Annotated in this window: 25 protein-coding genes and 3 pseudogenes; 18 read left to right on the top strand and 10 right to left on the bottom strand. The window is 68.8% G+C overall.

The features are described 5' to 3' along the window. The first annotated feature begins 78 nt into the window (after window positions 1-78). From BBK82_RS41520 to BBK82_RS41475, 11 genes are all read left to right on the top strand, one after another. The gene (locus BBK82_RS41520) at window positions 79-741 is read left to right on the top strand and encodes a TetR/AcrR family transcriptional regulator (protein ID WP_065919814.1); all 663 of its coding nucleotides are present in this window, start codon (window positions 79-81) and stop codon (window positions 739-741) included. A 161-nt stretch (window positions 742-902) separates the two neighbouring features. Further along, window positions 903-1517: a (2Fe-2S)-binding protein gene (locus BBK82_RS41515; protein ID WP_065919813.1), complete on the top strand. Its 615-nt coding sequence runs from the start codon at window positions 903-905 to the stop codon at window positions 1515-1517. Further along, entirely contained in the window at window positions 1514-2488 is a 975-nt protein-coding gene (locus tag BBK82_RS41510) for an FAD binding domain-containing protein (protein WP_065919812.1), read from the top strand. The genes BBK82_RS41515 and BBK82_RS41510 overlap by 4 nt, the downstream gene beginning before the upstream one ends. Beyond that, a complete protein-coding gene (locus BBK82_RS41505; protein WP_065919811.1) occupies window positions 2485-4659 on the top strand; it encodes a xanthine dehydrogenase family protein molybdopterin-binding subunit in 2175 nt (724 codons plus the stop codon). Before BBK82_RS41510 ends, BBK82_RS41505 begins: the two co-directional genes overlap by 4 nt. 9 nt (window positions 4660-4668) lie before the next feature. Further along, complete coding sequence (locus BBK82_RS57040; RefSeq protein WP_071812787.1) at window positions 4669-4929, top strand: XdhC family protein; 261 nt, start codon at window positions 4669-4671, stop codon at window positions 4927-4929. Window positions 4930-5018: 89 nt separating this feature from the next. Beyond that, complete coding sequence (locus BBK82_RS41500) at window positions 5019-5429, top strand: carboxymuconolactone decarboxylase family protein (protein WP_065919810.1); 411 nt, start codon at window positions 5019-5021, stop codon at window positions 5427-5429. Continuing rightward, the gene (locus BBK82_RS41495) at window positions 5426-6352 is read left to right on the top strand and encodes an MBL fold metallo-hydrolase (protein ID WP_083268552.1); all 927 of its coding nucleotides are present in this window, start codon (window positions 5426-5428) and stop codon (window positions 6350-6352) included. The genes BBK82_RS41500 and BBK82_RS41495 overlap by 4 nt, the downstream gene beginning before the upstream one ends. 468 nt (window positions 6353-6820) lie before the next feature. Then, a complete protein-coding gene (locus BBK82_RS41490; protein WP_065919809.1) occupies window positions 6821-8158 on the top strand; it encodes a serine hydrolase domain-containing protein in 1338 nt (445 codons plus the stop codon). Continuing rightward, window positions 8155-8838 (top strand): histidine kinase, encoded by a 684-nt coding sequence (locus BBK82_RS41485; RefSeq protein ID WP_065919808.1) that lies wholly within the window; start codon window positions 8155-8157, stop codon window positions 8836-8838. The genes BBK82_RS41490 and BBK82_RS41485 overlap by 4 nt, the downstream gene beginning before the upstream one ends. Further along, window positions 8757-9059 (top strand): sensor histidine kinase, encoded by a 303-nt coding sequence (locus tag BBK82_RS52105; protein WP_170068051.1) that lies wholly within the window; start codon window positions 8757-8759, stop codon window positions 9057-9059. The genes BBK82_RS41485 and BBK82_RS52105 overlap by 82 nt, the downstream gene beginning before the upstream one ends. Next, a complete protein-coding gene (locus BBK82_RS41475) occupies window positions 9056-9694 on the top strand; it encodes a response regulator (protein ID WP_065919806.1) in 639 nt (212 codons plus the stop codon). Before BBK82_RS52105 ends, BBK82_RS41475 begins: the two co-directional genes overlap by 4 nt. 452 nt (window positions 9695-10146) lie before the next feature. On the opposite strand, the gene BBK82_RS41470 is transcribed toward BBK82_RS41475, so the two are convergent. Further along, window positions 10147-10542: a DUF805 domain-containing protein gene (locus BBK82_RS41470; protein WP_065919805.1), complete on the bottom strand. Its 396-nt coding sequence runs from the start codon at window positions 10540-10542 to the stop codon at window positions 10147-10149. 218 nt (window positions 10543-10760) lie between these two features. Between BBK82_RS41470 and BBK82_RS51140 the strand changes: the two genes are divergently transcribed. Together BBK82_RS51140 and BBK82_RS51135 are read left to right on the top strand one after the other, a co-directional pair. Next, a complete protein-coding gene (locus BBK82_RS51140; RefSeq protein WP_170068050.1) occupies window positions 10761-11381 on the top strand; it encodes an ABC transporter substrate-binding protein in 621 nt (206 codons plus the stop codon). Further along, on the top strand, window positions 11378-11818 hold the full coding sequence (locus tag BBK82_RS51135; RefSeq protein WP_154697814.1) for a type 1 periplasmic-binding domain-containing protein: 441 nt from the start codon (window positions 11378-11380) through the stop codon (window positions 11816-11818). The genes BBK82_RS51140 and BBK82_RS51135 overlap by 4 nt, the downstream gene beginning before the upstream one ends. Here BBK82_RS51135 and BBK82_RS41460 read toward each other — a convergent pair. Beyond that, window positions 11802-12281 carry an allene oxide cyclase barrel-like domain-containing protein gene (locus BBK82_RS41460; protein WP_065919804.1) on the bottom strand — a complete coding sequence of 160 codons (480 nt, stop codon included), beginning with the start codon at window positions 12279-12281 and terminating at the stop codon, window positions 11802-11804. The genes BBK82_RS51135 and BBK82_RS41460 overlap by 17 nt on opposite strands. A 236-nt stretch (window positions 12282-12517) precedes the next feature. Between BBK82_RS41460 and BBK82_RS51130 the strand changes: the two genes are divergently transcribed. Further along, window positions 12518-12829, top strand: coding sequence for a hypothetical protein (locus BBK82_RS51130; protein ID WP_154697813.1), 312 nt, complete (start codon window positions 12518-12520; stop codon window positions 12827-12829). 116 nt (window positions 12830-12945) lie between these two features. On the opposite strand, the gene BBK82_RS41455 is transcribed toward BBK82_RS51130, so the two are convergent. After that, entirely contained in the window at window positions 12946-13611 is a 666-nt protein-coding gene (locus BBK82_RS41455) for a hypothetical protein (protein ID WP_154697812.1), read from the bottom strand. Between the two features lie 1067 nt (window positions 13612-14678). Here BBK82_RS41455 and BBK82_RS41450 point away from each other — a divergent pair. Further along, a pseudogene (locus tag BBK82_RS41450) lies at window positions 14679-15263 on the top strand (helix-turn-helix domain-containing protein); the annotation flags it as partial. Window positions 15264-16211: 948 nt separating this feature from the next. On the opposite strand, the gene BBK82_RS41445 reads toward BBK82_RS41450, so the two are convergent. The 4 genes and pseudogenes from BBK82_RS41445 to BBK82_RS41430 all read right to left on the bottom strand — a co-directional run. Further along, entirely contained in the window at window positions 16212-16829 is a 618-nt protein-coding gene (locus tag BBK82_RS41445) for a hypothetical protein (RefSeq protein WP_154697811.1), read from the bottom strand. Between the two features lie 202 nt (window positions 16830-17031). Then, on the bottom strand, window positions 17032-17562 hold the full coding sequence (locus BBK82_RS41440; protein WP_065919801.1) for a hypothetical protein: 531 nt from the start codon (window positions 17560-17562) through the stop codon (window positions 17032-17034). Between the two features lie 600 nt (window positions 17563-18162). Further along, window positions 18163-19605, bottom strand: a complete 1443-nt coding sequence (locus BBK82_RS41435; RefSeq protein ID WP_083268551.1) for a flavin monoamine oxidase family protein — start codon at window positions 19603-19605, stop codon at window positions 18163-18165. A 336-nt stretch (window positions 19606-19941) separates the two neighbouring features. Then, window positions 19942-20286: pseudogene (locus BBK82_RS41430) on the bottom strand (DDE-type integrase/transposase/recombinase); the annotation flags it as partial. Between the two features lie 714 nt (window positions 20287-21000). On the opposite strand from BBK82_RS41430, the gene BBK82_RS41425 reads away from it, so the two are divergent. The 3 genes from BBK82_RS41425 to BBK82_RS41415 are packed head-to-tail and all read left to right on the top strand — an operon-like array spanning window position 21001 to window position 22740. After that, window positions 21001-21330: a hypothetical protein gene (locus BBK82_RS41425; protein WP_065919798.1), complete on the top strand. Its 330-nt coding sequence runs from the start codon at window positions 21001-21003 to the stop codon at window positions 21328-21330. Further along, window positions 21327-22304, top strand: a complete 978-nt coding sequence (locus tag BBK82_RS41420) for a hypothetical protein (protein ID WP_065919797.1) — start codon at window positions 21327-21329, stop codon at window positions 22302-22304. Before BBK82_RS41425 ends, BBK82_RS41420 begins: the two co-directional genes overlap by 4 nt. A gap of 16 nt (window positions 22305-22320) precedes the next feature. Continuing rightward, entirely contained in the window at window positions 22321-22740 is a 420-nt protein-coding gene (locus BBK82_RS41415; RefSeq protein WP_065919796.1) for a YbaB/EbfC family nucleoid-associated protein, read from the top strand. 438 nt (window positions 22741-23178) lie between these two features. On the opposite strand, the gene BBK82_RS55205 is transcribed toward BBK82_RS41415, so the two are convergent. From BBK82_RS55205 to BBK82_RS41405, 3 genes and pseudogenes are all read right to left on the bottom strand, one after another. Beyond that, window positions 23179-24021: a diacylglycerol/lipid kinase family protein gene (locus BBK82_RS55205; protein ID WP_237047868.1), complete on the bottom strand. Its 843-nt coding sequence runs from the start codon at window positions 24019-24021 to the stop codon at window positions 23179-23181. 435 nt (window positions 24022-24456) lie between these two features. Continuing rightward, window positions 24457-24528 (bottom strand): annotated as a pseudogene (locus tag BBK82_RS57035) (hypothetical protein); the annotation flags it as partial. 213 nt (window positions 24529-24741) lie between these two features. Beyond that, window positions 24742-25365, bottom strand: coding sequence for a hypothetical protein (locus BBK82_RS41405; protein ID WP_065919794.1), 624 nt, complete (start codon window positions 25363-25365; stop codon window positions 24742-24744). Window positions 25366-25371: the final 6 nt, after the last annotated feature.

The raw sequence follows: 25371 nt of genomic DNA, 5'->3' as shown, positions 1-25371 counted from the left end.
TCGAGCGCTCGAAATGCATGCGGGCGTGCGTTACCCGGATTCCTTTTGTGTTGTTAACATCCACTATAGTTCGACTATATGAGTGACGTCCGGAAGCGGATCCTGGCTGCGGCCATCGACCTCGTCGACAAGGCAGGGGTGGAGGGGGCGTCGATCCGCGACGTGTGCGCGGCTGCGGGGGTGACGCCGCCGACCGTGTACCACTACTTCGGGGACAAGAAAGGCCTGCTCGACGCCGTGGTCGCGGCGGGGTTCGAGCAGTACCTGGAGGAGAAGCGCGATCGGGCCCCGTCCGCCGACCCGGTCGAGGACTTGTGCCGGGGCTGGGACGGCCACGTCGAGTTCGGTCTGCGCAACCCGGCGCTCTACGGCCTGATGTACGGCGGCGCGCGCACGACTCAGCATCCAGCCTCACAAGAAGGCGAGCGGATCCTGCGCCGGATCATCGCGCGAATCGACGAGGCCGGCCTGCTGACGATGCCGGTGGACGACGCCGTGCACACCATCCACGCCGCCACGGTCGGCACCACGATCCTGCTGATCGCGAACCCCGGCCTCGAGGGGCTGTCCGAGCGCACCAGGGACGCGGTGTTCGGGTCGGTCCTCGTTGCGCGGGCCGCTGAATCGGACCTGTCGTCGGCCGTCCACGCCCTGCTGGCGCAGGTGGCCACGGGGGACGTGCCGCTGACGCCGGGGGAGCTGGGCATCTTCCGGGAGCTGCTGATCAGGCTGGGCAACTAGGTCCACGCTCCGTCCGTGAGCCGGGTGCCGGGGCGCAGCTGTGCCCATCTGCCGTGTATCAGCGTTATGGACGCTCTTGTCACCGTTAGGGTCCGCCGCTATGGTTATCGGTGATACGACATCGATGTTATCGGCGATAAGGCGACGAGTCGGGAGAAGAGATGAGCGAGTTGCGTCGCGCTACATCGGCGCCCACGCGCCGGACCGTGCTGAAATCCGCCGCCGCGACCGCAGGTGGCGCTGCTCTCGCGCCGGGGGTGGCGGCTGCTTCTGGCGCTCAGGAAGTGATGAGCATCGAACCGGCGGCGACCGCGGAGATCACCCTGTCCGTCAACGGGCGGCGGCGGGCGGTCCGGGTCGAGCCCAGGGTCACCTTGCTGGACGCCCTGCGTGAGCGGATCGGGCTGACCGGGACGAAGAAGGGCTGCGACCGCGGGGAGTGCGGTGCCTGCACCGTTCTCGTCGACGGCGAGCGGGTCAAGTCCTGTTTGACGCTCGCGGTGATGCGGCAGGGCAGCGAGATCACCACCGTCGAGGGGCTCGCCGACGGAGACCGCCTGCACCCGGTGCAGGAGGCGTTCATCCGGCACGACGCCTTCCAGTGCGGAGGCTGCACGTCCGGTCAGATCATGTCGGCGGTGGCGTGCATCGAGGAGGGGCACACCGGTTCGCCGGAGGAGATCGGGCAGTGGATGAGCGGCAACCTCTGCCGTTGCGCCTGCTACCAGAACATCGTCGCCGCGGTGGCCGACGCGGCCGAGGAGGTGCGACGGTGAAGCCGTTCGGGTACACCGCGGTTCGTGACGCGGGGGAAGCGGTCCGGCTGGCGAGCCGGACGGCGGGCGCCGCGTTCGTCGCGGGCGGCACCGACCTGCTGAACCTCATGAAGGACGGGGTCGCGCGACCCGGCCACCTGATCGACGTCAACGGACTCGACCTGGCGAACGTCGTGGAGCTGCCGACGGGCCTGCGCATCGGCGGGCTGGCGCGGATGCGGAGCGTGGCCGAGCACGCAGCGGTGCGGCGCGACTGGCCGGTGCTCTCGGAGGCGTTGCTGGCCTCCGCGTCGCCGCAGGTTCGCAACATGGCGTCCATCGGCGGAAACCTGTTGCAGCGCACCAGGTGCGGCTACTTCCGCGACACCGGTTCGCCGTGCAACAAGCGTGTGCCCGGCAGCGGATGTCCCGCGGTCGAAGGCTGGAACCGCGGCCATGCCGTGCTGGGCGGCAACGACGCGTGCATCGCGACCCACCCGTCCGATCTCGCGGTGGCACTGATCGCGCTCGACGCCGTCGTGTGCGTGCGGGGGAGGGGTGGGGAACGGAAGATCCCGATCGGCGACTTCTACCTCCGCCCCGGCGCGACGCCGCACATCGAGAACGCGCTGCGCCCCGCGGAACTGATCACCGCGGTCGAGGTGCCGAGGAGCGCCCACGCGCGGAAGTCGCGGTACTTGAAGCTGCGTGACCGCGCGACGTTCGAGTTCGCCGTCGTGTCGGTCGCGGCTGCGGTGGACCTGCGCGGCCGGCGCGTGCGCGACGTCCGGCTGGCGTTCGGCGGCATCGGGACGACGCCGTGGCGGTCGCCGGAGGCCGAGGCGGAGCTGCGGGGCAGGGACCTCACGGCGGAGTCGGTCGCGCGGGCCGGCCGGGCGCTCGTGCGCGACGCCCAGCCCCGCCACGACAACGGGTTCAAGGTGGAGCTGGTGCAGCGTGCCATGGCCGAGTTGCTGGAGGGGCTGCGATGACCGAGCTGGTGGGCAGGGCGGTCGCGAGGGTCGACGGCCGGGCGAAGGTGACGGGTGCCGCGAAGTACGCCGCGGACGAGCACGTGCCGGGCGTGCTGCAGGCGTTCCTGGTGCTGAGCACGGTGGCCAGAGGGGAGGTCGTGGGCATCGACGCCTCGGCGGCACTGGCTCATCCGGGAGTCATCGCCGTGCTGACCCATCGCGACCTGCCACCGCTGACCGTGCCCTCTTTCCCGTATTTCAAGCGGTTCCTGCCCATGCAGGGCACAGCGGTGCACCACGTCGGCCAGCCGGTCGCGATCGTGCTCGCCACCACGGTGGAACAGGCGCAGGAGGGCGCGGCACTCGTGTCCGTCGACTACCGCGCCGAACAGCCGCGCGTGGTGATCGAGGACGCGCGGGAGCCGTCGTACCTGCCGCCCCCGTTCCGGAACCTGCCCAACGAGATCCGGCGCGGCGACGCGGACACGGCGCTGGCACAGGCGGCCGTCCGGCTGGAGGCGCGGTACTCGAGCCCCACCCGCCACCACAACCCGATCGAACCGCACACGACCACCGCCCAGTGGGACGGCGACCGCCTGACGTTGCACGAGTCGGCGCAGGGTGTGCTCGCCACCAGGACCGTGGTCTCGGCCGCGTTCGGCCTGCCACCCGAGGCCGTCCGGGTGGTGGCGCCCTACCTCGGCGGAGGGTTCGGCGCCAAGGGACCTGTCTGGCCGCACACCATCCTCACCGCGGCGGCCGCACGCGTCGTGCGCAGACCGGTGCGACTGGTGCTCAGCCGCGCCCAGATGTTCACCCTGAACGGGCACCGGGCGGAATACCGCCAGCACCTGCGGATCGGTGCCACCCGAGAGGGCAGGCTGACCTCGATCTCCGAAACGTCGACAGCACAGCTCAGCGCGACCGAAGAGTCGATCTTCAACCGGAGCGACTCGACCGTCGAGCTCTACGCCTGCCCGAACCTGCACGTCAGGTACGAGGGAGTGCGGCTGGACGTCGCCACCTCCAGCTACATGCGCTCGCCGGAGACCACGTCCCACTTCGGGCTGGAGACCGCGCTCGACGAGCTGAGCTGGCAGCTCGGTCTCGACCCGCTCGAGCTGCGCAGGCGCAACCACGCGGAGTTCAGCCAGGCGACAGGGGAGCGGCTCACCGGCAAGCACCTGCTCGACTGCTACGCGATGGCGGCCGACCGGTTCGGCTGGGCGCACAGGAAACCGAAGACCGGCGCCACCAAAGACGGGGACGAGTACGTCGGGTGGGGCATGGCCACCGAGACGCACACCTTCAACGCCATGCCGTCCACGGCGTCGGTCACGATCGGCACGGACGGCAAGGCCCTCGCACAACTGGCGACGCAGGACATCGGCACCGGCACGTACACGGTCATCAGCCAGATCGTCGCCGACGCCCTGGGTGTGCCCATCGGTGACGTGCGTGCCCAGATCGGTGACACCGCCCTGCCACCGGCGGGCCTGTCCGCCGCCTCGGCCACGATCGCGAGCATCAGCGGCTCGCTGGACCAAGCGGCCCGTGCCGCGCGCGCCGCCGTGGTGGACCTCGCCGTGGCCGACCCGCGCTCGGCGTTGTTCGGCGCCGCGGCATCCGAGGTCGAGACGAGCAACGGCCACCTCGTCCACGTCCGCGACCGGCAGCGGCGCGACAGCTACAGCGCCGTCGTCGCGAGGGCCGGACAGCCGGTGCAGAAGTCCGCAACGGTGCTGAACAAGGCAGGCCACTCCTACGGCGTGGTGTTCGTGGAAGCCCGCGTCCACGCGAGACTCGGCTCGGTCCGGGTGACGAGGGTGGTGACCGCGCACGACTTCGGCCGGGTCATGAACCGCCGGACCGCGCGAGGCCAGGTGCTCGGCGGAATCACCTGGGGCATCGGCCACGCGCTGATGGAGCACACGGTGTTCGACCGCACCACCGGCAGGGTGGTGAACCCCAACCTGTCCACCTACCTGATGCCGGTGAACGCGGACGCGCCGACCCACGTGGAGACGTTGTTCGTGGACAAGCCCGATCCCGCGAGCACCGCCATGGGGGCACGGGGCTTCGGCGAAACGCCGATCACCGGCGTGCCCGCCGCCATCGGCAACGCGATCTACCACGCCACGGGCAGGCGCGTCCGCGATCTGCCGATCACACAGGACAAGCTGCTGTAGGGAAGCACGATGCTCGAACTGGCTGACCGGCTCGCGGAGTGGAAGAGGCAGCACCGCCGATTCGCCGTGGCCACGGTGGTTTCGGTGTCCGGGAGCGCGCCTCGCCCGGTCGGGGACGGCCTTTGCGGTCGACTCCTCGGGCGAGGTGGTGGGCAACGTATCGGAGGTGCTGGCCCCGGAGACCGGATGCTCATCGCACCACGCTCGGCGTGGCCCGCCTGGGTGAGGGCCATTCCGCGGCCGAACGCGAAAACAGCTCAGCGAGCGTAGATCGACCACCTCACGGCCATGCTCTGAAGGTATCGCTCCGTCGGAACAGGTATTGGCCGCCATCCACCTCGCCGGGATCCAATCGAGGTGTGGACAAAGACGAAGGCGCGCGAACCGAACGTGGTGTCGCGGTCTATGCCGAAACTTTCGGCGTCAGCGCAGCGGAACTCCCGGACCTGTTCTCGGACAGGGTCGGGGCGCGGTTCGCCGCGGAAGCCATTCTCGCGGCGGGCGGGCCTGCCTGGCACGACCCGGCGCTCGACGACCGCAGCCGGAGCATCGCGATCCTCACGGCGTTGATCTGCGTGGGCGTGAGGGGCGACAGGCTCACGACCCATCTGGCGCGTGCCGTCCGCGCCGGACTCGACCAGCCCGCCCTGGAAGTCCTCACCGTTCTGCTGTCGCTGTACGTGGGCCAGGCGCGCACGTCCGTGGCAGCCGAGGAGATCCACCTCTTCTTCCAGCGGTACGCATCTTCGGAAAGGCACGATGCGTCATGACCTACGTGTGGACCGGTCTGGCGCTGGCGGTCGTTGCCGCCGCGCTGCTGGTCATCCGGTCGTTCCGGTCGGCACCCCTACCGGAACCGAAACCCTGGACAGCTCCGCTGCCCGACGCCGCTCCGCCGGCGGACATGGCGATCTACCAGCTCCCGACCGGCACGTACGAGAACCGTGCTGCGCTGGCCTACCGCGGCGGCTCTTTCGGCGACCTGCGGAAGTTCGCGGCGACCGCGGTGCTCGTCCAGCACCCTGCCGGCGACCTGCTGATCGATGCCGGGTTCGGAAAGGGGGTCGAGGAACACATCGCGGCCATGCCGTCCTACCGGCGCAGCCCGCACGAGCTCGGTGCCACGGTGCACGAACAGTTGCGGGCCAAGAACTACGACATGTCGCGGCTGCGTGGCGTCGTCATCACGCACGCCCACTGGGACCACGTCAGCGGCCTGGACGAGCTCGACGTGCCGATCTGGATGAACCCGGCGGAGAGCCGCTACGTCGAGCGCGCCAAGGACGCCGTGGTGTTCCGCGACATCGCTCGCACACGCGAGATCCACGGCTACACCTTCGACGGACCGCCGTACCTCGGATTCTCCGGTAGCCATGACGTGCACGGTGACGGCTCGATCGTCATCGTGGAGGCCGGCGGGCATACGGACGGCTCCGTGGTGGTGTTCGTGAACCTCCCGGACGGCAGGCGGTTCGCGTTCATCGGCGACCTGACCTGGCAGCTGGAAGGTGTGACGCTGCGGGCGGAGCGGCCGAAGATGCTTCGAATGCTGGCGGATGTCCAGCCGGAGCGGGTGCGTGACGGGCTTTTGAACGTCATCGCTTTGGCGGACCGGGTGCATGTGGTTCCTGCTCATGACGTTCGTGCTTATGAGCCGATTCCGGAGTGGGCCGGCAGCCGTGGTGGCGTGTAGGTGTGGGCGGCCGCATCAGGGAATGACTGCGATGTGGACCGGGATGGCGTAGGTCGTGAGCGCGGTCCACGCGGACACGCGCAGCTCGACCACGACCCATCTGACGCGCTCCTTTCCACGACCTCAACCATGTGCCGAGTGGGTCCGCGTCGTCGGAGTTCAAGATTTCCCCGGCCTCGACACGACTGGAGTTGCGGCCGCCGAATCCTTGAGCGGACGCAGTTCGGATCTTGGCTTGGCTGCCACATCGGGAGGGCGAGGCACCGGGTCGGCGCCTCGCCCCGCGGGCGTGTCAGGACACCACCACCCCGTACCGCGACCTGGGCGGTGTCCGGCGCACGAACCGGACTGTCGTTGCGCCACCCGGACACCGACCATCCGCCACCATCACCCCCGACGATCGGCGGGGGTGATGGTGGTCGATCGGCGGATCCGACGCTGAGTCGCTGATCCATAGCGTTCCGGCCCATGAGGACCCTCGTGGCCGGGCTGGTGCTGGCCCACTTCCCCGCTCCCACACCGGTGTCGATCGACACCTATCTGGACCAGGCGCTCGACGTGACCGGGCTGCCCGGCGTCTCGGTCGTCGTCACCCGCGGCGACGAGATCGTGCACGCCACCGGCGCCGGGCACGACGCGCACGGCGGTGCCGTCACCGAGAACACGCCGATGAGGGTCGCATCGGTCAGCAAGTCGTTCACCGCCGCCGCGGTCATGACGCTCGTGGAGGACGGCCGTGTCGGGCTGGACGACGAGGTGCACGACCGCCTCGCCCAGATCCCGCCGCGCATCACCGTGCGCCACCTGCTGAACCAGACCTCCGGCATCTCCGACGACTCCGTCGACATCGGACAGCTGACCGGGGCACGGACGCTCGCCGAGTACGTCGGCCTCCTGCCACCCGTTGACGTCGCCGAGCCGGGCACGCGGTTCGCCTACAGCAACGTCAACTACAACGTCGCCGCACGGTTGGTCGAGGTGGTCTCCGGTCAGTCCTATGGGGACTACCTGCGCCGGCACGTGTTCGAGCCGCTGGGCATGCACGACAGCCTGGCGGGCGGCGACGCGCCGAACGGTTTCAACTCGCTCTACGGCATCTGGTTCGACCGGCCCGAGCTGGACGACGGCCCGGCGGTCGGCGGGTCGGGAACGGTGATCACGACCGCGCACGACATGGGCCGCTGGCTCGTCGCGCAGAACGGCCACGGCCCGTTCGCCACCGAGTCGCTCCACGCCATGCACGAGCCGTCCGGCGTGCACGACTACGGCATGGGCTGGCAGCGCGACGGCAACGGCATGCTCGTGCACAGCGGCAACCTGTGGACCTACAACGCGATCCAGGCCATCGATCCCGAGTCCGGCTACGGCTATGCCGTGATGACCAACGGCGCCGCGCTCGTCGACGACACCGGCACGATCCTCGCCGGGCTGATCGCGCTGAGCCGCGGTAGGACACCGGCGGAGCCCGGCGGCTCACGGCAGCTCGTCGACTGGGTGCTCGCCGCGATCGGGCTTCTGGCCGTTGCGCTCGGTGGGCTCGGGGTGGTCCGGGCACGGCGCTGGGCGGAACGCAGGCACGGGCGGCGACCGTGGCTGACGGTCGCGCGGCTGGTGGTCGTGACGCTGCCCGCGGTGCTGTTCGCGTTCTACCCGCAGGTCGTGTCGTTCGTCAGCTCGGGCCGGACGGTGCTGTGGGCGCAGCTCGGCTATTTCGCGCTGACGCTCACGGTCACGCTCGCCGCCGCCGCGCTGGCCGGGCTCGCGGTGCTCACGGCACGGGTCGTGCGGCTAGTGTCGGTCTGGTGAGTCTCGGGGTCCTCGCCGTCCTCGGCCTGGTCAGCGGACTGGGCACGGAGGGCGGCCTGCCGGTGTGGCAGGTGTGCGCGTGGGTGGTGCTGGCGGTGCTCGCGTACCTGCACGGCAGGCACGTCGACGCCCGTTTCGGCTGGCAGGTCCTCACCGGAGTCGCGATCGCGGGCACGGCGACGGTGGCTGTCCTGGACCGCGCCGAGGTGCCGACGGTGCTGGTCGTCCTGCTGATCACGATCGTGCTGCCGTGGCTCGGCGGGCGGTACCGGCGGCAGCAGGCGCTGCTGGTCGCGGCCGAGCAGGAGCGGGTGCGGCAGCTGGAGCGCGAGCAGGAGCACGTCGCCGAGCGGGCGCGGCTGCAGGAGCGGGGCAGGCTCGCGGCGGAGCTGCACGACTCGCTCGGCCATGACCTCGCGCTGATCGCGCTGCGCGGGCGCACTCGAGCTGTCACCGGTTCTGGCCAGCGAGGACGCCCGCACGGCGGTGCGGGCGGCGGGCGGCGACGGACCGGCTGCGGCAGTCGATCGCGATGCTGCGGGAACGCGACGACGTGCCGCCGGTCGCGGTCCTGGTGGCGAACGCGCGGGACGCGGGCATGTCCGTGGCGGTCGACGGCCTCGCCGACCTGCCGGACGTGGTGGACCAGGCCGTGCGCCGGGTCGTGCGGGAGGCGTTGACGAACGCGGCGCGCCACGCGCCGGGCGAGCCGGTGACGATCACGATGACGGTCGCGGAGCGGCTGGTGACGCTGGAGGTCGGGAATCCGTTGACGGGTCGGGTCGGCAGGGGCAGCGGCCTCGCGGGTGTGGCGGAGCGGCTGCGGCTGCTGGGTGGCGAGCTGGCGGTGACAGCGGCGGACGGGCTGTTCACGCTGGTCGCACGGGTGCCGCTGACGTGATCAGGGTGCTGCTGGCCGACGACGAGGCCATGATCCGGGCAGGACTGGCGGCGGTGCTGGCGACGGATCCCGACATCGCGGTGGTGGCAGAGGCGGCCGACGGGCGCGCGGCGGTGGAACTGGCGCACGCGCACCAGCCGGACGTCGTGCTGATGGACATCCGCATGCCGCACCTCGACGGCCTCGCCGCGGCCCGCGAGCTGCGCGACGTCGCCCCGGTGGTGATGCTGACGACGTTCGACGAGGACGAGTACGTGGCACGGGCCCTGGAAGACGGCGCGAGCGGCTTCCTGCTCAAGGCGGCGGACCCGCGTGAGCTGCTGATCGCGGTACGGGCGGTCGCCGACGGTGCCGCGTACCTGTCACCGCGGGTCGCCCGCCGTGTCCTCGCCGGCTTGCGGTCGGGGTTGACGCGACCGGCGGCGGCGAAGCGCAAGGTGGAGGCGCTGACCCCGCGCGAGCGGGACGTGCTGGCCCTGGTCGGGCGGGGGCTGTCGAACCAGGAGATCGCGGCGCGCCTGCACCTGGCGGAGGGCACGGTGAAGGCGCACCTGTCCGCGATCCTGCGCGGGCTGGGCGTGCAGAACCGCGTGCAGGCGGCCATCACCGCATACGAGGCCGGGATGGCGGAATGACCCGGTTCACTCGTCCAGCGACATCGCCGGTCAGGTCGAAGCCGGTATCGATGACGGTCCGAGGAGTTCCCGGAACGCGGGCGAACAGTGGGTCGCGGCGAACCGCGAGCTCACCATCGAACTCGATCGCGATGTGCCGCCCGAGCCAGTCCAGCAGCAGAAAAGCGTCCCAGCCCGGCCACGTCCGCACAGCGTCGCCGCCGCCTCGAACATCCGGGACGCGAAGGTGTCCGGATCGCCGTAGGCCGACACGGTCTCGAAGTACCAGCTCCGTAGCCGCTCGTCACCGTTCCGGCGGCCTCCCGCCGTACGACGTCCCACCTCGCGAGCGCGGCTTCCACGACCTCCGCTGCGGTGAACGCGTCCTTCCCCATGGCACCAACCCCTGCCGCCATCCTTCCGCACTGTCTCCCACGCGCGGAAGACCACGGGCCGACTTCCCGTTCGTCTGTCTACTTAGGACTCGGGCGATCGGCGGTGGCGTCCACGGGATGTGCGAGGTGGCCGAACCGGTTCGGATGGGGCTGGGCGGGTTCGGTCATCAACAGGAACAGCCAGAAGCCGCCGATGAAGGGCAGGAGCACGATCAACGCCCACGCGCCGCTGCGGCCGGTGTCGTGCAGGCGCCGGATCATGGCCGAGAACAGCGAGAACCACACCAGCATGATCGAGACGCCGCCGATGCTCGCGGCCACGCCGGATTCGAATGCGCTGAAGGTGAACGCCAGCCCGAGCACCACCGCCCAGCAGAACAGGACGTAGAACCAGTACTCGCTGCGGGTGGCGCGGCCGCGCCAGGAGAACGTGCGGGTGATGCCGTTGGCCACCGCGGTGGTGATTCCGGTCATGGTGTTGTCTTACCGAAGTCCCGCGGAACGGATCGTGCGTTGGCATCATCCGGACAAGGCAGTGTTGTCCCGCGCCGGCCGGGCACAGGCGATGCCGAGTGGACCGAACCCGGCCGGGTGGACCCGCTGGGCAGGGTTCCAGGGAACGCGACGGGCCCACCCGCGTCACGAGGTGATCACCCGATGGTGGTGACCGTCCCGTCGGTACGGTGCCGCACGTGCCGAAACCACTGATCGGGATCGTCCTCGCGCGCACCGGGAGGCTCGCGCCGCTCGGCGCGGCGCTGGACTTCGTCGCCGGCGCCCTGCCGTGGCCGGTGGAGGTGCTGGTGCACGACAGCTCCTCCACTCCCGAGGGCGCTCGCGCCGCGGCACGGGCGCTGGTCGACGCGGGCGTGCGGGCGGTGGTGACGCTGGGCGGCACGGAGACGCTGCCCGCGGTCGCCCGTGCCTGTACCGGGCGGGAGGTGCCGTGCGTGTCCACGACCCTGCCGTGGCAGGTGTTCGGCGCCGAGGTGTTCGACGACGAGCACCGGCCGGGATGGGCCTTCCACTTCAGTTGGGGCGTCGACGACATCGCCGAGGCGTTCGCCGACCTGTGGGAGCACCTGGGCGCCGCACGGCGGGTGGGCTGCGTGTGGAACGACGGCACGCAGGGGCAGGCGTTGCGGCGGTGGTTCAGGCCGGTGGCCGAGGCGCGCGGGCACGTGCTGGTCGACCTGGCCTACCGCGAGCACGACGACCGCCTGCCGGACCTGGCCGGCGTGGAGGTGGTGACCTCGGCGGCGACCGCCGCCGACCTCGCCGCCGCCGTCCGGCGCGGCCGTCCCGTCTGGTGACCTGCTCGCGCTGGCTGACCTACCCGTTCAGCGTCGCCGCGCACGACCGGCTGGACCGGGTCGCCACGATCGTGTACTGGACTCCCGAGCACCGCGGCGGCGCGGGTCGTGGGCTGGCCGCCGCCTACGAGGACGCGACCGGCACGCCGTGGGCACAACCGCTGGGCGTCGCGCACGCCGCGCTGGAGGCGGCCTGCCACGCCGTCACCGCCGCCGGCTCCCGCGCAGGCACGGCCGAGGTGCTGGCGGGACTCAGGCTGGACACCGCGGCCGGAACTCTCGACTGGGCGGGTGGCTCCGCGCCTGGCGTGGCGACGATCCCGCTGGCAGCGGGGCAGTGGCGGGCCGGAACCAGGCCCGAACTGGTGGTCGTGGACAACCGCCGCGCTCCGGCCGTGCCCGTCAGCGGGGAGCTGCTCGTCAGTCCGTCAGCGTGATGGTGAACCGGTAACCCACGTCCGCCCGGTCCGCCGCGGTCACCCTGGTGACCTTGGCCTCGCCGCGGGCGGTGGAGTACTTGCCGGTACCGCCGGTGACGGCCATGGCCGTGGGCTCGAAGCCGCCGGCGATCGACCTGTACTCACGCAGGCCGGACAGGTGCAGCTCGCCCTCCTGGAGGCGGAAGGTGGAGGTGCACTGCGTCGTCACCGCCGGTGGCACTGCCACGGACACCGACAGCACGCCGCAGTGCGAGAACCCCTCGCCCACCTTGGCCCGCCCCTGTCCGTCCGTGAGCTCACCGCCGCTGAGGAACCCGGCACCCACCGCAATGTTCGCCGGCGCCGACATCAGCGTCCGCTTGGCGGTCAGCTCGATCGTCGCCTGCCGCTGGCCGGCGTGGTCAGCGCCCACGAGCGTTCCGGCGAGCGCGAGCGCCACGAGCCACGGTTGAACCTTCACCACGTACCTCCGCGTCCGAAACGGGTTCCACCCGCTGACGCTAGCCTCGTTGTGCCATAGGCGATATCGATCGATGGGATGGCTTTCGTCCTCTATCGACAGTCCACTGGCCACGGTCCGCGCGTCTTCCAGCACCGTTTCGCCGGCGCGTTACACCTTGTGCTGGAACGAGATGCGCGGCAGGCGGTTCGGTCACCGCCTGTGGTGGACGGCTTCGGCGCCTGCCGTTGGTGCCCGTGGCCCAGCTGTACGCGCGGGACGTGCCTGCGGTATTCGGTACGCCGGTACATGTGGTTGTCCAAGCACCCGAGGCGTGGACCGTCACCGGGGCCGACCGCCGCGCTGTCAAGCGCGCACACGGTGTCGCCGCACGCCGTCTCGGCCTGCGTCAGCCGTTGCATGGTCGCGTCGCAGGTGCGGCCATGCGCGCGGTGCGCCGGCTCGGCGTGATGGTTGTGCCGCTGCCGCTGCAAAGGCACGGTGCCTTCGGCCAACGGGAGCCGTCGCTCGTGGTGGCAGCTGGGGCTGAGGCGCCAGCCAAGGGCTGATCCAGTTCTGCACGAAGACCGAGGGCCGGACACGTTGATCGTGTCCGGCCCTTTTCGACCGAACCGCCGTGAGCGATTTACGCCCGCAAGTGCCAGGCGCACAACAGATCGCCGAGCTAGACCACCCGAACCTTCTCGAGCTTGTGCTTGACGATCTGACCTTCCACGACCTCCCAGAGCGCGTCAGGATCGTTCGCCTTGGAAGTCAGTTCCTCCAGCCAGGCCTCTTTGCTCTCCCAATCCAGAGGAAGCCTCGACTTGGGCCACACACACGCAAGCTCATCCGCGAGACGCAGCCCCTCCTCCACAAGGTCCTTCCTGCCGCCGGCCGCGGCGATCAGAACGCTGTCCCTCATCTCAAGCACAGCCGGACGGTGGCCCTTCGCCTGTCGATCGACAGCAGTCGAGTGATACTCCCTGACAATTTGCCCCAACGAGGGCGCCTCGCCCAGAGACAGCTTGCTCTGATCATTCAGCCTGTCTGCCGCCGAACGGAATTCAGCTTCATGACGCGCGAATCGAAGGTGCTCCGGCTGTCCGGAAGAACTGAGCAGGCGCTGGTTGAGCATCAGCGAGATCACCGGAAAACCGCTGGTCAAAGCGTGAACATGCGCGGTGGCGAAATACTCGTCTCCCGACGTGGATCGCTCAAGGCAGATACCCTGAAGGACTGGACCAACCCGGCGAAGCAGGTGCATTTTGCGCCAAACATCGAATGCCGGAAATGCTCCGGCCCAATCCGACGTTACACGCCTCACTGTGGCCGCAGTGGATTTTGTCACGGATTCACCTCGATCGCGAGATTCACACCTGGGATATGCGCGGCATTGTGGTCGGCCTGCCTCTTGCCGATGTCCCTGCCGGGGTTCTTGATAACTTTGTAGTCTAAACTGTACCGGTGGTCGGATCGTACACGTCGGGACGAGCACTCCCCGCCGTACCCTATTTCGTAGAGCGTTGTGACTGGAGTTCCCATTGGCTGCAGCGCAAGCCGCCCACCGAGCTTGACGCCTCGAAGGCAGGCTCGGCGACGGTTGTGGTGCGATCGCTGGTCTGCACACCAGGATCATCCACCGAACGCAACGTTCGGTCGATCATTCGGCGTGCCCCCTCTTCAGGGGACAGCGACGTGCAATTCTCTGGTAACGGCCGCATGCGCCCCGTGCCCATACACACAAGCGGCATGACGAGCCCGAAACAGCGGTGCCACGCTTCGCTCTTCCACCCGGAGGAACCTCAAGGGGACAAGCCATGACCAAAAGTCGTTCCAGGCCACGCCGATTCCACGCCGCTGCGATCGCAAGCGCGATCACGGCGTTGGCGATCGTCGCGACCGTCAACTATGAGGTGACGACGCCGTCGAGCAGCTCCTTGAGGCAGCTCTGCCATTTGATACCGGTTCTGGGCTGACGGGAATCCCGGGCCTGCGTCGAGGCCAGCGAGGGCCACCTGGACCTGGTCATCATCGCCGGGTCGGCTGACCACGCAGGAACTGTGCGGCTGCAGGGAGTAGATCAGAGGCGGTGGTCGTCAGCCGCTCGCCGGATGAAGGCCGAGCATGGGCCACAACGGGCAGTCTGGGATACACATCCTGAACAGCGCATGGCTGGACAGCGCTATCGAGGACGACGCGCTACGGATGCGCTGGGAAGACGGGCATGCGGACACCGTTGTCGCGGAGATCCTTGCCCGCTCCGCCAGTTGCATCCCAGGAGTGTCGATCACGCGAAAGCAGGTGTCAGACCGAGTTCGCGAGATTCTGATGTCCTTCACCGCAATGGCCGCTGGGCCGGTGGAACCGGCGCTCCGGTCAGCAGCCGTGCCCAGCACCGTATGGGACGAGCAGGCGATGAGAGACGCGCTCGCCCGCAGCGAGATCGGTTCAGTATTCCGGCTTCTTCGGCGCCATGGCGTCTCGAAACGTCAGATTGCGACGCTCACTGGGCAGAATCCTTCGGAGGTGGCCGAGATTCTCAAGGGACGCCAGGTCGTGGATTACGGCGTCCTCACCAGGATCGCCGTGGGCCTGGGCGCACCCCGCGGACTCATGGGCCCTGCCTATGGCGAGACCACCACGTCGTGGGGGGCCGCAGTGGCGCGTGACGAATCGGAGTCCGCGAAGCGTCGGAAGTTCCTCGCGCATGCCGCCGCTGTGACCGTGGGTGCCGCCGTCTTCGGCGCCGACTCCGGGTCGTGGGCTTCTCGTCATATCAGCCAGCCGGCGCCGGGACATGTCGGTATGGCCGATGTGCGTCAACTCGAAGCCACGATTCGCGCTTTGCGCGAGCTTGACTACACGTACGGGCCTCGGTCCTGCCGCGATGCGGTGGTTGCGCAATTGTCGTGGGGTCAGCAGATGCTTCGGGCGCGCTCTTCCGCACTGGTCCGAAAGCGTCTTCGTGTCGCGCTCGCTGATCTGCGCAGCCTCGCCGGAGGAGTGGAGCAGCATCGGTTGGGACGTGAGATGCCCGGCGGAAGCGCCGGTCTCGCTCGACGAGCCGCGAGACGGACGGGCGGAGGGAGTGGCTCCTCTGTGGGGCTTGTGGTGCAAGGGCGGGATCAGGAGATGGCGGTCTGGCTGCAGTACCCGACCATCGAGTCGGCCAGTGGGCTCCTGCTTCCGATAGCTGTCGTATGCCGGCCACACCACCATGAACACGACTTGCGGCGGGTCTCCTGAACTTCGTCCGGCCCATGCGTTAGGCACCGGTTCCCAATTCCGATCGGGTTGGGAACCGGCGCCCACCCGCAGCGGACGGCCGGACGGAGACCAGAGTGTGCCGTGTGGACGGTGAGAAGCCTCAGAACGAGCCTCCAGACCACCATCGGCAGGCGTCCAAGAATCCGAGCGCTTGGTGCTGCAGCTTGGAGCATTGGTCCAGCTCGCGGCCTTAGCTGGCGAGGTCGTCAAGTTGTTGTCGTGATGTTGGAACGGTGGTGCCTGCCTGAAGCAGGCACCACCGCGCGACGGCGGCGGCGAGATACTCGGAGACGCCTGCGAGTTGGCCTGCTGCGCGGAACGCACGCGAGCACGACACTGAGTCTTGTATCCAGTAATCGCAGCTGCTGCTCAGCTAGCCTGCTGCGCATGACTGGCACCGCCACCCTCATCCCCGTCCGCCAACCCGGCGACCCCGATGGCTTTGCGCGGAGCGACAACCGCGGTGCTGGTCCTGGATGACCAGTCAAGCGCGAGCCGTCTGCTGCGACTTGCTCGGGAAGTAAGCACCCGAACGGGTGGGCGAGGCCATGACGCTCGATCAGACCAGTGTGGAACGCGGCCTGGCTCGAGTGGCGACCGCGTTTTCGGTCTCGCCGGACCGGCTGAATGCGGTGTTCTGCGAGACCGCCGGAGGATCTCTCTTTCCCATCAATCGGCGGTTCAGAGGACGGCGGTGAAGGTGACAGTGCCGCTGACGCTGGTCAAGCCCTGGGGGGTGAGGCAGGCGGTGAGATCGGTGGCGGGCAGGACTTTGGTCTGCACAACGGTTGCGCCTTGGAACAGCCCGTCCACCACGGTGCCGGTCAGGACGAGCACGGTGGTGCCGCCGGGTTTGAGGTTGACCTCGAAGCCACCTCGGACAGTGCTGCTGTGCCCGGTGTTCCAGTGGTAGGTCGAGGTGTTGGTGGTGGAGCCGGCCAGGCAGCTGAACGTACCGCTGACCAGTGAGGTGAAGGTCGCGCCGGTGATCTCGGGATGGCTGGGGGACACGCAGCCGCCCAGCGTGCCGGTGGCGTGAAAATCGATGTGTCTGGGCAGCAGCGTCATGCCGGGGGAGTAGGTGCCGACCTGGGTGCCCAGGGCACAGTTGACGTCCACCGCGGAAGCCGAAGCGGGCACGTGAAACAGTCCTGCGGCGCCGAGGAGCCCGCCGACCACGGCGACGGACAAGGAACGCAGACGCATGAGGATTCCTGTTCTCCAGAAGGTGATGAACGAATCCAGTCTTGCGATCCGTTCATTCGCTCTCAATCGGCTGAACGGCTTGTGGTGGAACACTGTCCGTGGGTGTCTGCAAGGAGTCGCACGTGGGCGGGATTATTCTTTGTGAAGTGACATCGATCTCGGTGGTGAAAGATGGAGCTGGTCGTTGTCATCGACGAAGGTTCTGTCACTTGATGTGGTCATCAGGGCAGCCTTGAGCTGGCGGATCGGAATCCCTGGCGAGTCCGAGTACCGGTGAATCCGAGAGGCGGTCGGGTCAGGCGAGCTGGGTGATGGTGATGTTGGCGGGGCCGCTGGTGCCGGTGACGCCTTCAGCGGTGAAGCACTGAGCCGGTGTGGTGTTGAGCAGCGCCGCGGTCATCACGACGGTGGCTCCGGTGAACCTGCCCGCGGTCACCGTGCCCTGGTAGACCACGACAACCTCGTTCGCGGGCCGCAGCACCACGAGCCCGACTGCGGCCACGGTGGTGGTCTCGCCGGTGTTCCATGTGATGGTCACGGTGATGGAGACGCCGCCGCCGAGGCAGGACACCAGGCCGTTGGCCGCGCTCGCGTACCCGCCGGAGGTGACGGTGGGGGATCCGGTGGAAACGCAGGAGTCGTACTCGGCGCTGGAGGTGATGGAGACGACCTTGGGTTGCGCGGTCACCCCTGGTTGGTACGTGTTGGCGCCGCTGCCCACACAGGACAGCAGCTCGGTCGCCGCCTGAGCCGCGGGCGCGCTGACCGCAACTCCGGCTGCCACCATCAACGCGACCACGGCGCCCGTCAAGGACCGTCGCACCATTGACAACAACCCTGCCGTTCTCATCGCCCTCATCAAAGCACTCCCCACATCCGGGACATGACCGGATCACACTGTAAACCCGCAATGGCGCGCCAAATGGGGGAAAAGCGATGACACTTTCCGTATGTGTTCACCCGGCGAATCCGTCCATTTCGCTGCCGCGCGATCCGAGTCGCATGGAAACCGCGTGGACGATGGACGCCGCCACGCCGTTCACGGCGAACACTGACCCGTGCGGATCACTCAACAGGCTTCGACTCGGTGATCGACCTGCCGATCTGGTCAAAGACTGGAGATCAAGTAGTACCTCGACGACGCCTGCTCGCTGCGGCCGCGCTGGTGGCGCGGGCCCGACATCGGTGTCCGAGGTCGTCGGCCACCTGGAAGACCTGGGGCGTGCCGCGCCGCGAGCGCCACCTGGGCAGGCGACGCGAGCGCTACCTCGCGGACGACGACGGGCGGCTGCGGACGTGGCTGACCAAAGCCCGCCTCAACACAGCCTTCGCCGAGGTGGCCGGGCGGGGCGCCGACCTTCTCGGCGCCTCTGCCCTGGCCGGAGGACCGCGCCGATGTCCCCCCCGACGCCCGACACCTGCTGCGCTAGTCCTTCCAGGGCATCTCGTCGCGCAGGCCTTCGTTGATGGCGAAGGCGTTCTTCACTGCGGCCTTGAGCGCGCCCTCCACCCAGCGGCGGTGGCGGCGGTCGCACGCATCGTTGGCGAACCACACCCGGCCCACCGGCCGGATCACGTCCTCGTAGAAGCCCTCGCTCATCTCGAACGCGCGGAACAACGGGCCGATGCCGCACGCGTACCAGTCCAGCGCCCAGTCCTTGTAGACGCCGAACTCGAAGGTGTCCCGCGCCTCCGGGTGGATCTTGACCAGGTCCTCCAGCGCCTGCTGCACGCTCTCCTCGCCGGCCAGCGGCGTGTAGGGCATGCTGTCCTGCTCCCAGCAGTAGGACGCGATCATCACGCCCTTGCGGTAGCGGGTGTCCTGGCCGGCCGGCGGGTAGACGATGTTGCGGATGGCCAGGTCGGTCACCGTGAGCCCGTGTGTGATGCCGTACGCGCTCTCCCACCACCGTTCGCTGAACTGCATGAACAGCTTGTGCGCGCGGCCGTAGTAAGTGTTGCGGATCGCGTACCACTTGTCCGGGTCGAGGCCCTGGATCTCCATGTGCCGCAAGGCCGCGAACGGCACGGTCACCACCACCTCGTCCGCGGTGACGGTGTGCGATCGGCGGCCCGAGCGGTCGTGCACGCGCACCCCGTTCTCGTCCTGGTCGATGCCGTGCACCTGCGCGCCGAGCCGGATGTCGTCCATCAGGTACGGCTCGAACGCGCGAGGCAGTGAGTCGGCTCCGTCCACGATGTAGACGAGGTCGCCGAAGACGTCCTCGTAGTAGTGGGAGAACCACTCGACGAGCGAGAAGTGGTAGCGGCCCTCGAGGTTGAACAGCGGGCCGAGCATGGACAGCGCGCCGTCACCGAGCCCGCGCTCCTTGAGGTAGCCCAACAACGTGTACTTGTCGTAGTCGACGAGGATTTTCTGCCAGGCCTTGTCCGGGCCCTCGCTCTCCATCACGTCGATCAGCGGCTGCACGGTGTGCCGGAGCAGCTCGTGCGGCGCCTTGTCGGCCTCTGCCGTCGACAGGTCGAAGCTGAACGAGGCCGCGTCGAAGTCGCGCCGCCGCACGCCTTTGCCCTGCAGGTAGATGAACGTGTCCTCGTCGTACATCGGAAAAGGCTTGGTCGCCAGGCCGAACTTGTCCCTGATGAGCCACTGCACCAACGGGTGCTGCTCCGGGAAGCGCATCGCGCCGAACTCGCCGTACATGTCACCCGCGAACCCCCGGTGGGTGAGGACGCGCCCACCCAACCGGTTCTGCCCCTCCAGGACGGTGACCTCGTGCCCGGCTTCCTTGAGCAGCAAGGCCGCCGTCAAGCCCGCCATCCCGGCACCGACCACCGCGACCCGGCGCTTGGGCGCCGAACTCTCCGGCAACCCGTCCTTCAACAGATCGAGCACGTCTACAGCCATGACCGAACCCCTCACACACCGTCGTCATCCTGAGCTGGTAGGAGAGGCGGCCGTCCTCGATTCGACCGTACTGCCGGATCAAACGCCGGACTACGACACGATGGAGTGGTTCGCGGTGCCGCTTTCCCGTCGTGCGACGCGGCCGGCAACCGCCCGGCCAGTCCTAACCCAGAACGCCTCGACGGGCCCGGTCAGACATCGTTCCCGAGCTCCGATCTGGTCGCTGTTCCCGCTCAGCAAGCACTACTTGGACTGGCCCCACGACAGCAGCCTCTGGGCTCCGCCGTCGGTGTCGCCTGCCGTCTTGGCTTTGACGGACTGGCGGCCGGCTTGCCAGCGTTCGGTTTCGGTGCGGTAAGGGCGGGCGTAGGCCCATTCGTCGAGCAGGGTGCGGTTGAAGTTTTCGCCTTTGCCGTTGGTCTGGGGCCGGTAGGGGCGGGTACGTTTGTGCGTGATGCCCGCGTCGGCGAGGGTGTCGCACCAAAGTGGTGAGCGGTAGCACGAGCCGTTGTCGGTGAGCATCCGCTCGACGGTGATTCCTTTGGTGCGGAAGAAGATCTGCGCTCGCCACCAGAACGCGGTGGCCGTTTCCTTCTTCTCGTCGGACAGGACTTCGCTGTATGCCTTGATGTCGACGTGCACGAGCTCGCCGGGCTTGGCGCGTTCATAACGGCGAATCGGCTACCCGGTCGCGCGGTCCACATGGCAGAGCCGGGCCGGTCAGCGGTGCGTCAGCGTGAGTGATCGAGGGCCTCCTGCTAGCCGTGCGGATGTCGCAATCCCCACCGAACCCGGAGGCCCTCCCTCATTCCAAGATCATCCGACTACGCCGGCGGAACTCGGTCCCGCCGCGGACGCGGCGGCGTTGACGCTGCTGGGTGAGCCGTTCAATTTCGCCTCGAGGGTCGGTTCGTCCAGCACGTGACGCCGGTGCGCGGCCGCGAGAACGGATCCGCAATCCGATCGGCCACGCTTTGGCCGATGTGTGCGCCCGGCCCTGGCGGGTCGAGTCGCTCGACGTCGCTGCAGTGTTCGCGGCCAAGACCGTCGCTGCCTTCGCAGCCCGCACACGCACGTCGACCGGACACCGGCTCGGGTCGAGCAGCGCCTCGCCTGGTAACGCGACGTTGTTCAGGTCGTCGACGTCGTCGCTGAGCAGCTGCCAGCCCAGGCAACGCGAACGGCATTGCCCGCTCCAAGGTCAGCCTCGACCCGACGCTCTTGCTGCAGAGCGCGTGCGGCGCGTACGCGGCGTTCGGCGTGACGTGGGCGCTGACCCGGCAGATCACCGGCCTGCTGACCGGGACCGCGGGCTGACCGCCGGCTTTTCCGGAAACCCGGAGTGATCTCGGTCGCCGTCGCTAGGCTGTCGGGAGTGATCGAGAGGGGGACTCGATGGGCACTTTCCAGGCGGATCTCGCGGACATCGAGAACGGGATCCGCAAGGACATCCGGCCGGCGGTGGAGCACTTCACCCAGCTGGTGAAGGACGTGGAGAAGATCGAGGACCACCCGGCCACCACGGTGATGGGAGGCGGTCTCACCGTCATGCCCGCCAGTCTCGTGATCATCCCGTTGTACGGGGTGGTGAGCGCGGCGCTGGTCGAGGGCCAGCGCGCGGCCGTGCGGTCGTTGGAGGAGTTTCACGAGGCGTTGGAGGACGTGGTGCGGACCTACCGCACGGTCGAGGAGGCCAACGCGGAGAGCTTCCGGGGGCAGCCGTGACCAACAGCGTCTCCGACTACAACCTGGACCCGACGTTCACCGAGGCACTGCGAGGAGCCTTCCCACTGCTGGCGGTGATGGCCACCTGGGTGCACTTCCTGGCCGTCGAGTCCAGCGACCCGTTCGAGCGGAACAGGCAGGCCTTGCAGGGGCTTCCGGTCCAAGGCGTTGCCCACGAGGACTTCTTCCGCGTGCCGATGCTGCTCAGCGGTCAGCCCCTGGACGAGGTCGGTGCGGTGTACGAGGCGCTCGTGCGCAACAGCCGTGAGATCGACGACGGCATGGAGAACTTCCAGAGCGGCTGCACCAACACCTTCCGCAACTGGACCGGTGCGGCGCAGAAGGCGTGTGCCGACTACGGCGGCGCCCTGATGGACTACGTCAACGACGAGCGCGACCGGGGCACCAGGCTGGCCGCCACGGTGCTCGCGTACGGCAGCATCATCAAGGCGGCCCGCGAAGACTGGCTGAAGATCGCCAACCAGTTCATCGATGCGCTCGGGCAGAAGGTCGAGGAGGACCGGGCGTCCGATCAGAAGGTCCTGATCACCGCGCTGGGCGCGCTCGCGGGCGTCGCGTTGGCTGTGGTCACCGCTCCGGCCTCCATGGTGGCGGGGACCTTCGTGGCGGCCGCCGGCTCCGCGATCGCAGACGTGGGCGCCGAGGCGGCGAAGGAGTCGCTCGGCGGCGAGTCGTTCGCCGACATCGCCCACAACTACCTCGCGGTGTGCCGTGAGCTGGAGGAACGCCTGACGGGCGCGATCACCACCGAGGTCGCGGACAAACTGGCCCAGTTGAACGAGGTGCGACCGGCACCGCCGCCGGCACCGTTGGACATGGACGAGTTCGACCGGAACCCCAAGGGCCAGCTCGCGCCCGAGCACCCGACGCCCGGCGTCGAACAGTGGTTGGACAAGAAGGAGAAGCAGGCTCAGCAGGCCGAGCCGTCGAACATCTCCGCCCGACTGGGCTGACGGGGGGCAGCTCGCGATGGCCGCCTTCGAGGACGAGTTCCGCGAGATGCACGTGCGCGCGTTGCGGCGCAACTCGGCGAAGGTCATGGCGGACACCTTGGCCAGAGCACGGGAGATCACCGGCACGGCGAGCTCGCCGGACGGGTCGATCACCGTGGTGGTCGACTCGACCGGCATGCTCACCTCGCTCGACCTCGGCACGTCGCGGCACGCCAACGCCACGCTCACCACACAGGTCACCGCCGCGATCCAGAAGGCGGCGGCGCGAGCACGTGCCGAGGTGCGCAACCTCTACGCGACGCTGGTCGACGGCGGCGTGATCGACGAACTGCCGGACTGGCTGCCGGAACCGCCGCACGTGACACCTCCACCGGTCGCGCCACCCGCCCAGGAAGAAGAACCGCCCGAACCGAGGCTGTCAGAGGACGCCTGGTAGCGAGTCTTCAGGTGTCTGCTCGGGTCTTGACGTCGTCGGCAGCGCACCTGCGGATCGCTGGGACCCGGCAGAACTCGGTGCGCTGGAGGAACAGTCCGCGCGGCCGCCGAGCTGGGTCGGCGGGTTCCTGGACGGTGACGTCGGTGCCTTCGACACCGAGGCGTTCGGCCTCAGCGGCAGGAAGCGGAGCTGATCGACCCGCAGCACCGCCTGCTCCTGGAAGTGGCGTGCACGTGCTGCCGACACTGGTTCATCTCTCAGCCGCCCGAGGCCGTACCCGGCGAGCGCGGTGGCTGCCGCTGCGCCGATGCTCCCCAACGCCCACCACGCACAAGGTCGTCACGCTCGCGCCGCAACCGCACCAGTACTCCCGCGGTCGTCCGGAATGCGGATCACAGTCGGCGACCGACGACAGCTTTCGGAACGGGGTCGCCGAGTTCATGCCGGCACCTTGACGACGAGCGCTCCGGGGTTCACCTCGACCTTCAGTGACCTGGTTGTCCCGCAGACTTCTCCGTCGACCTCGAACGGCTTGGTGCGGCTGCTGCGCAACTCCAAGCGTCGGAACCGGAACCGCTCCACCGCCGGCCCGTCCACCCGGCGGGAACCGATCAGACGTCCCGCCGTGACCAGCCAACCCCTGGTGTGCACGTCACGCAGCAACGCCAGGTCCAGGAGCCCATCGGCGGGATCTGCCTCCGGCAGGAGGGAAACCCCGCCCTGCAAGGCGCCTATGTTGCCGACGACCGCCCCGAGGACGCGGCGGGTCAGCCAGGGGCCGTCGTCCAACCGGACAGTCACCCGGCTGGCGCCCGACCTCAGACCCTTGAGGACCGCTGGTACATATGCGGGCCACCCCAGGAGGCGCTTCATCCTGGGCGAGGTGTCGCGGACCATCTCCGCGTCCAGACCGATCCCACCCATGCCGACGAAAGGGCGTCCGTCCAGCAGGCCCATGTCGACGCGGCGGTCCGCCCCGTCGAACGCCGACGTGACGGCGTCCTCCACCTCACTGCCGATTCCCAGGTTCCGGGCCACGAGGTTCCCCGTGCCGATCGGCACGATTCCCATCGCCACCCCGGTGTGCGCCAACCCGGCGGCCACCGCGTTCACCGTGCCGTCTCCACCACACGCCAGGACCAGCCGCGGGTGGTTGCGCAGGGCGAGTGCCGTCACCCCCGTCCCGGCATCGTCACGGGTGGTCTCGAACCACTGCGGCTCGCACCAGCCGCGGTCCCGGGCGGTACGGGATACCAGGTCCCGCAATCCGGAGTGGTCCACCGCGGCGACCGGATGAACGACCACTGCCACACGAAGCCTGTCACGCCATGGATCCACCCGAACCGCCTTCACGAGGTTGACAGCGGATCGGATGCCCGGCGAGAGGCGAACATACACGTGAACGCGACACGCAAAGCGCTGTGGACCCGGCCGGGCCGGTTCACAGTCACGCCCCATGTCGCCGGAGCGAGTGCGGCAGGGGCTGGCCCCGCATTGCTGTACTTGTCGATCAAGCCATGTCGATGGGGGAGATGTCGTGGCCGCACAGGGGCGCGCAGGGCCGGTGACGCCGGTGGTGCAGCGGAAGGCCTGCGGTACCTGAGCCCAGACCGAACCCGGCTGGGGTGCCTGCCCGCAGTCCGGGCAGCGGTCGGCGAGCGAGCACCGATGCCGGGCGCAGGCGAACGACCCGCCCGCTCGCCACCACAGCTGCCACCGTCCGCCGGACTCGGCCAGGCAGTGCGGGCAGAACCAGGTGCCTCCATACGCGGCTCGACCCGATCGCATCGTCGGATTTCCACATCTTCTTGGCCTCGGTGCGACTGGAGTTCCCGTCGTCGACAGTGGAGTTCGTGTTGCTGTGAGCGGGACCTGATTCAACCCAGACGTACGTGATGTGCCCGCCAGTGCTTGCTATTGGCGTGAACATCCCCCTTTCCCTCCGGCAGCATGCCCACGGGCTTCCGACGGTGTCCGCGAGGCGCCGCTCACCCTGCGTGCCTACAGCCGCATCCGTCGGACGACCTGTGCAAGCCGCCGGTCATCGGGGCCGATGTCGAGGTAGAACAACGCCTCGTCCGCCGCCGTGTCGTCACCACCCCAGCGGACGATGTTCCCGAGGTCCGCGATGATGCCCCGGATCGCCTGCACCTGCGGCGGGTGGAAACCGCCCCGCGTCCCGACCGGGTGGTGTCCTGGACGAATTCGCACAGCCGTTCCCGAAGCCAGGTTGGATTCCGGCAGCCACCGCTGGACGCTCGACGGCGAGTGCCAGCCGACGACGTCGCCGTCGTGCAGTTCGTCCACCTCGCAGTGGAACCGGTGCACCAGGTGCACGAGCACGGCTGCCGGCGCGCCCAAGCGGATCTGGACGCCCGGCAGCGGTGCGCCCGGCACGAGTCGCATGTGGACGTTGCCGCGGTCGTCGGCGACCTTCTCCATCTCCCACCCGTTGCGCGACGGCGTGCCGGTGCGCACTCGCCCGTGCCGCTGCTCCGCGGCTCTGACCAGCTCGTCCAGTTCGGACGGACCGGTGGCAGCACTCGCCGCGGTGGTGGGCAAAGCGGCCGCGACGCCCGCCGCGGCCGTGGCGAGGAGCAGCGTCCGGCGTTGTACTCCGGTCACGTCGAA

Origin of the sequence: Lentzea guizhouensis (assembly GCF_001701025.1) — a bacterium.
Classification (GTDB): Bacteria; Actinomycetota; Actinomycetes; order Mycobacteriales; family Pseudonocardiaceae; genus Lentzea; species Lentzea guizhouensis.
Note: the sequence above shows the minus strand (reverse complement) of the source record. Positions and strands in the feature narration are given on the sequence as shown.

What these genes read in the sequence shown, in the direction of transcription:
- BBK82_RS41440 (WP_065919801.1), bottom strand. Translation starts at nt 17,562, where the DNA reads ATGGTGCGACGGTCCTTGACGGGCGCCGTGGTCGCGTTGATGGTGGCA.
- BBK82_RS41470 (WP_065919805.1), bottom strand. Translation starts at nt 10,542, where the DNA reads ATGACCGGAATCACCACCGCGGTGGCCAACGGCATCACCCGCACGTTC.
- BBK82_RS41515 (WP_065919813.1), top strand. Translation starts at nt 903, where the DNA reads ATGAGCGAGTTGCGTCGCGCTACATCGGCGCCCACGCGCCGGACCGTG.
- BBK82_RS41495 (WP_083268552.1), top strand. Translation starts at nt 5,426, where the DNA reads ATGACCTACGTGTGGACCGGTCTGGCGCTGGCGGTCGTTGCCGCCGCG.
- BBK82_RS41490 (WP_065919809.1), top strand. Translation starts at nt 6,821, where the DNA reads ATGAGGACCCTCGTGGCCGGGCTGGTGCTGGCCCACTTCCCCGCTCCC.
- BBK82_RS41425 (WP_065919798.1), top strand. Translation starts at nt 21,001, where the DNA reads ATGGGCACTTTCCAGGCGGATCTCGCGGACATCGAGAACGGGATCCGC.
- BBK82_RS41505 (WP_065919811.1), top strand. Translation starts at nt 2,485, where the DNA reads ATGACCGAGCTGGTGGGCAGGGCGGTCGCGAGGGTCGACGGCCGGGCG.
- BBK82_RS57040 (WP_071812787.1), top strand. Translation starts at nt 4,669, where the DNA reads ATGCTCGAACTGGCTGACCGGCTCGCGGAGTGGAAGAGGCAGCACCGC.
- BBK82_RS41520 (WP_065919814.1), top strand. Translation starts at nt 79, where the DNA reads ATGAGTGACGTCCGGAAGCGGATCCTGGCTGCGGCCATCGACCTCGTC.
- BBK82_RS41415 (WP_065919796.1), top strand. Translation starts at nt 22,321, where the DNA reads ATGGCCGCCTTCGAGGACGAGTTCCGCGAGATGCACGTGCGCGCGTTG.
- BBK82_RS41435 (WP_083268551.1), bottom strand. Translation starts at nt 19,605, where the DNA reads ATGGCTGTAGACGTGCTCGATCTGTTGAAGGACGGGTTGCCGGAGAGT.
- BBK82_RS52105 (WP_170068051.1), top strand. Translation starts at nt 8,757, where the DNA reads ATGTCCGTGGCGGTCGACGGCCTCGCCGACCTGCCGGACGTGGTGGAC.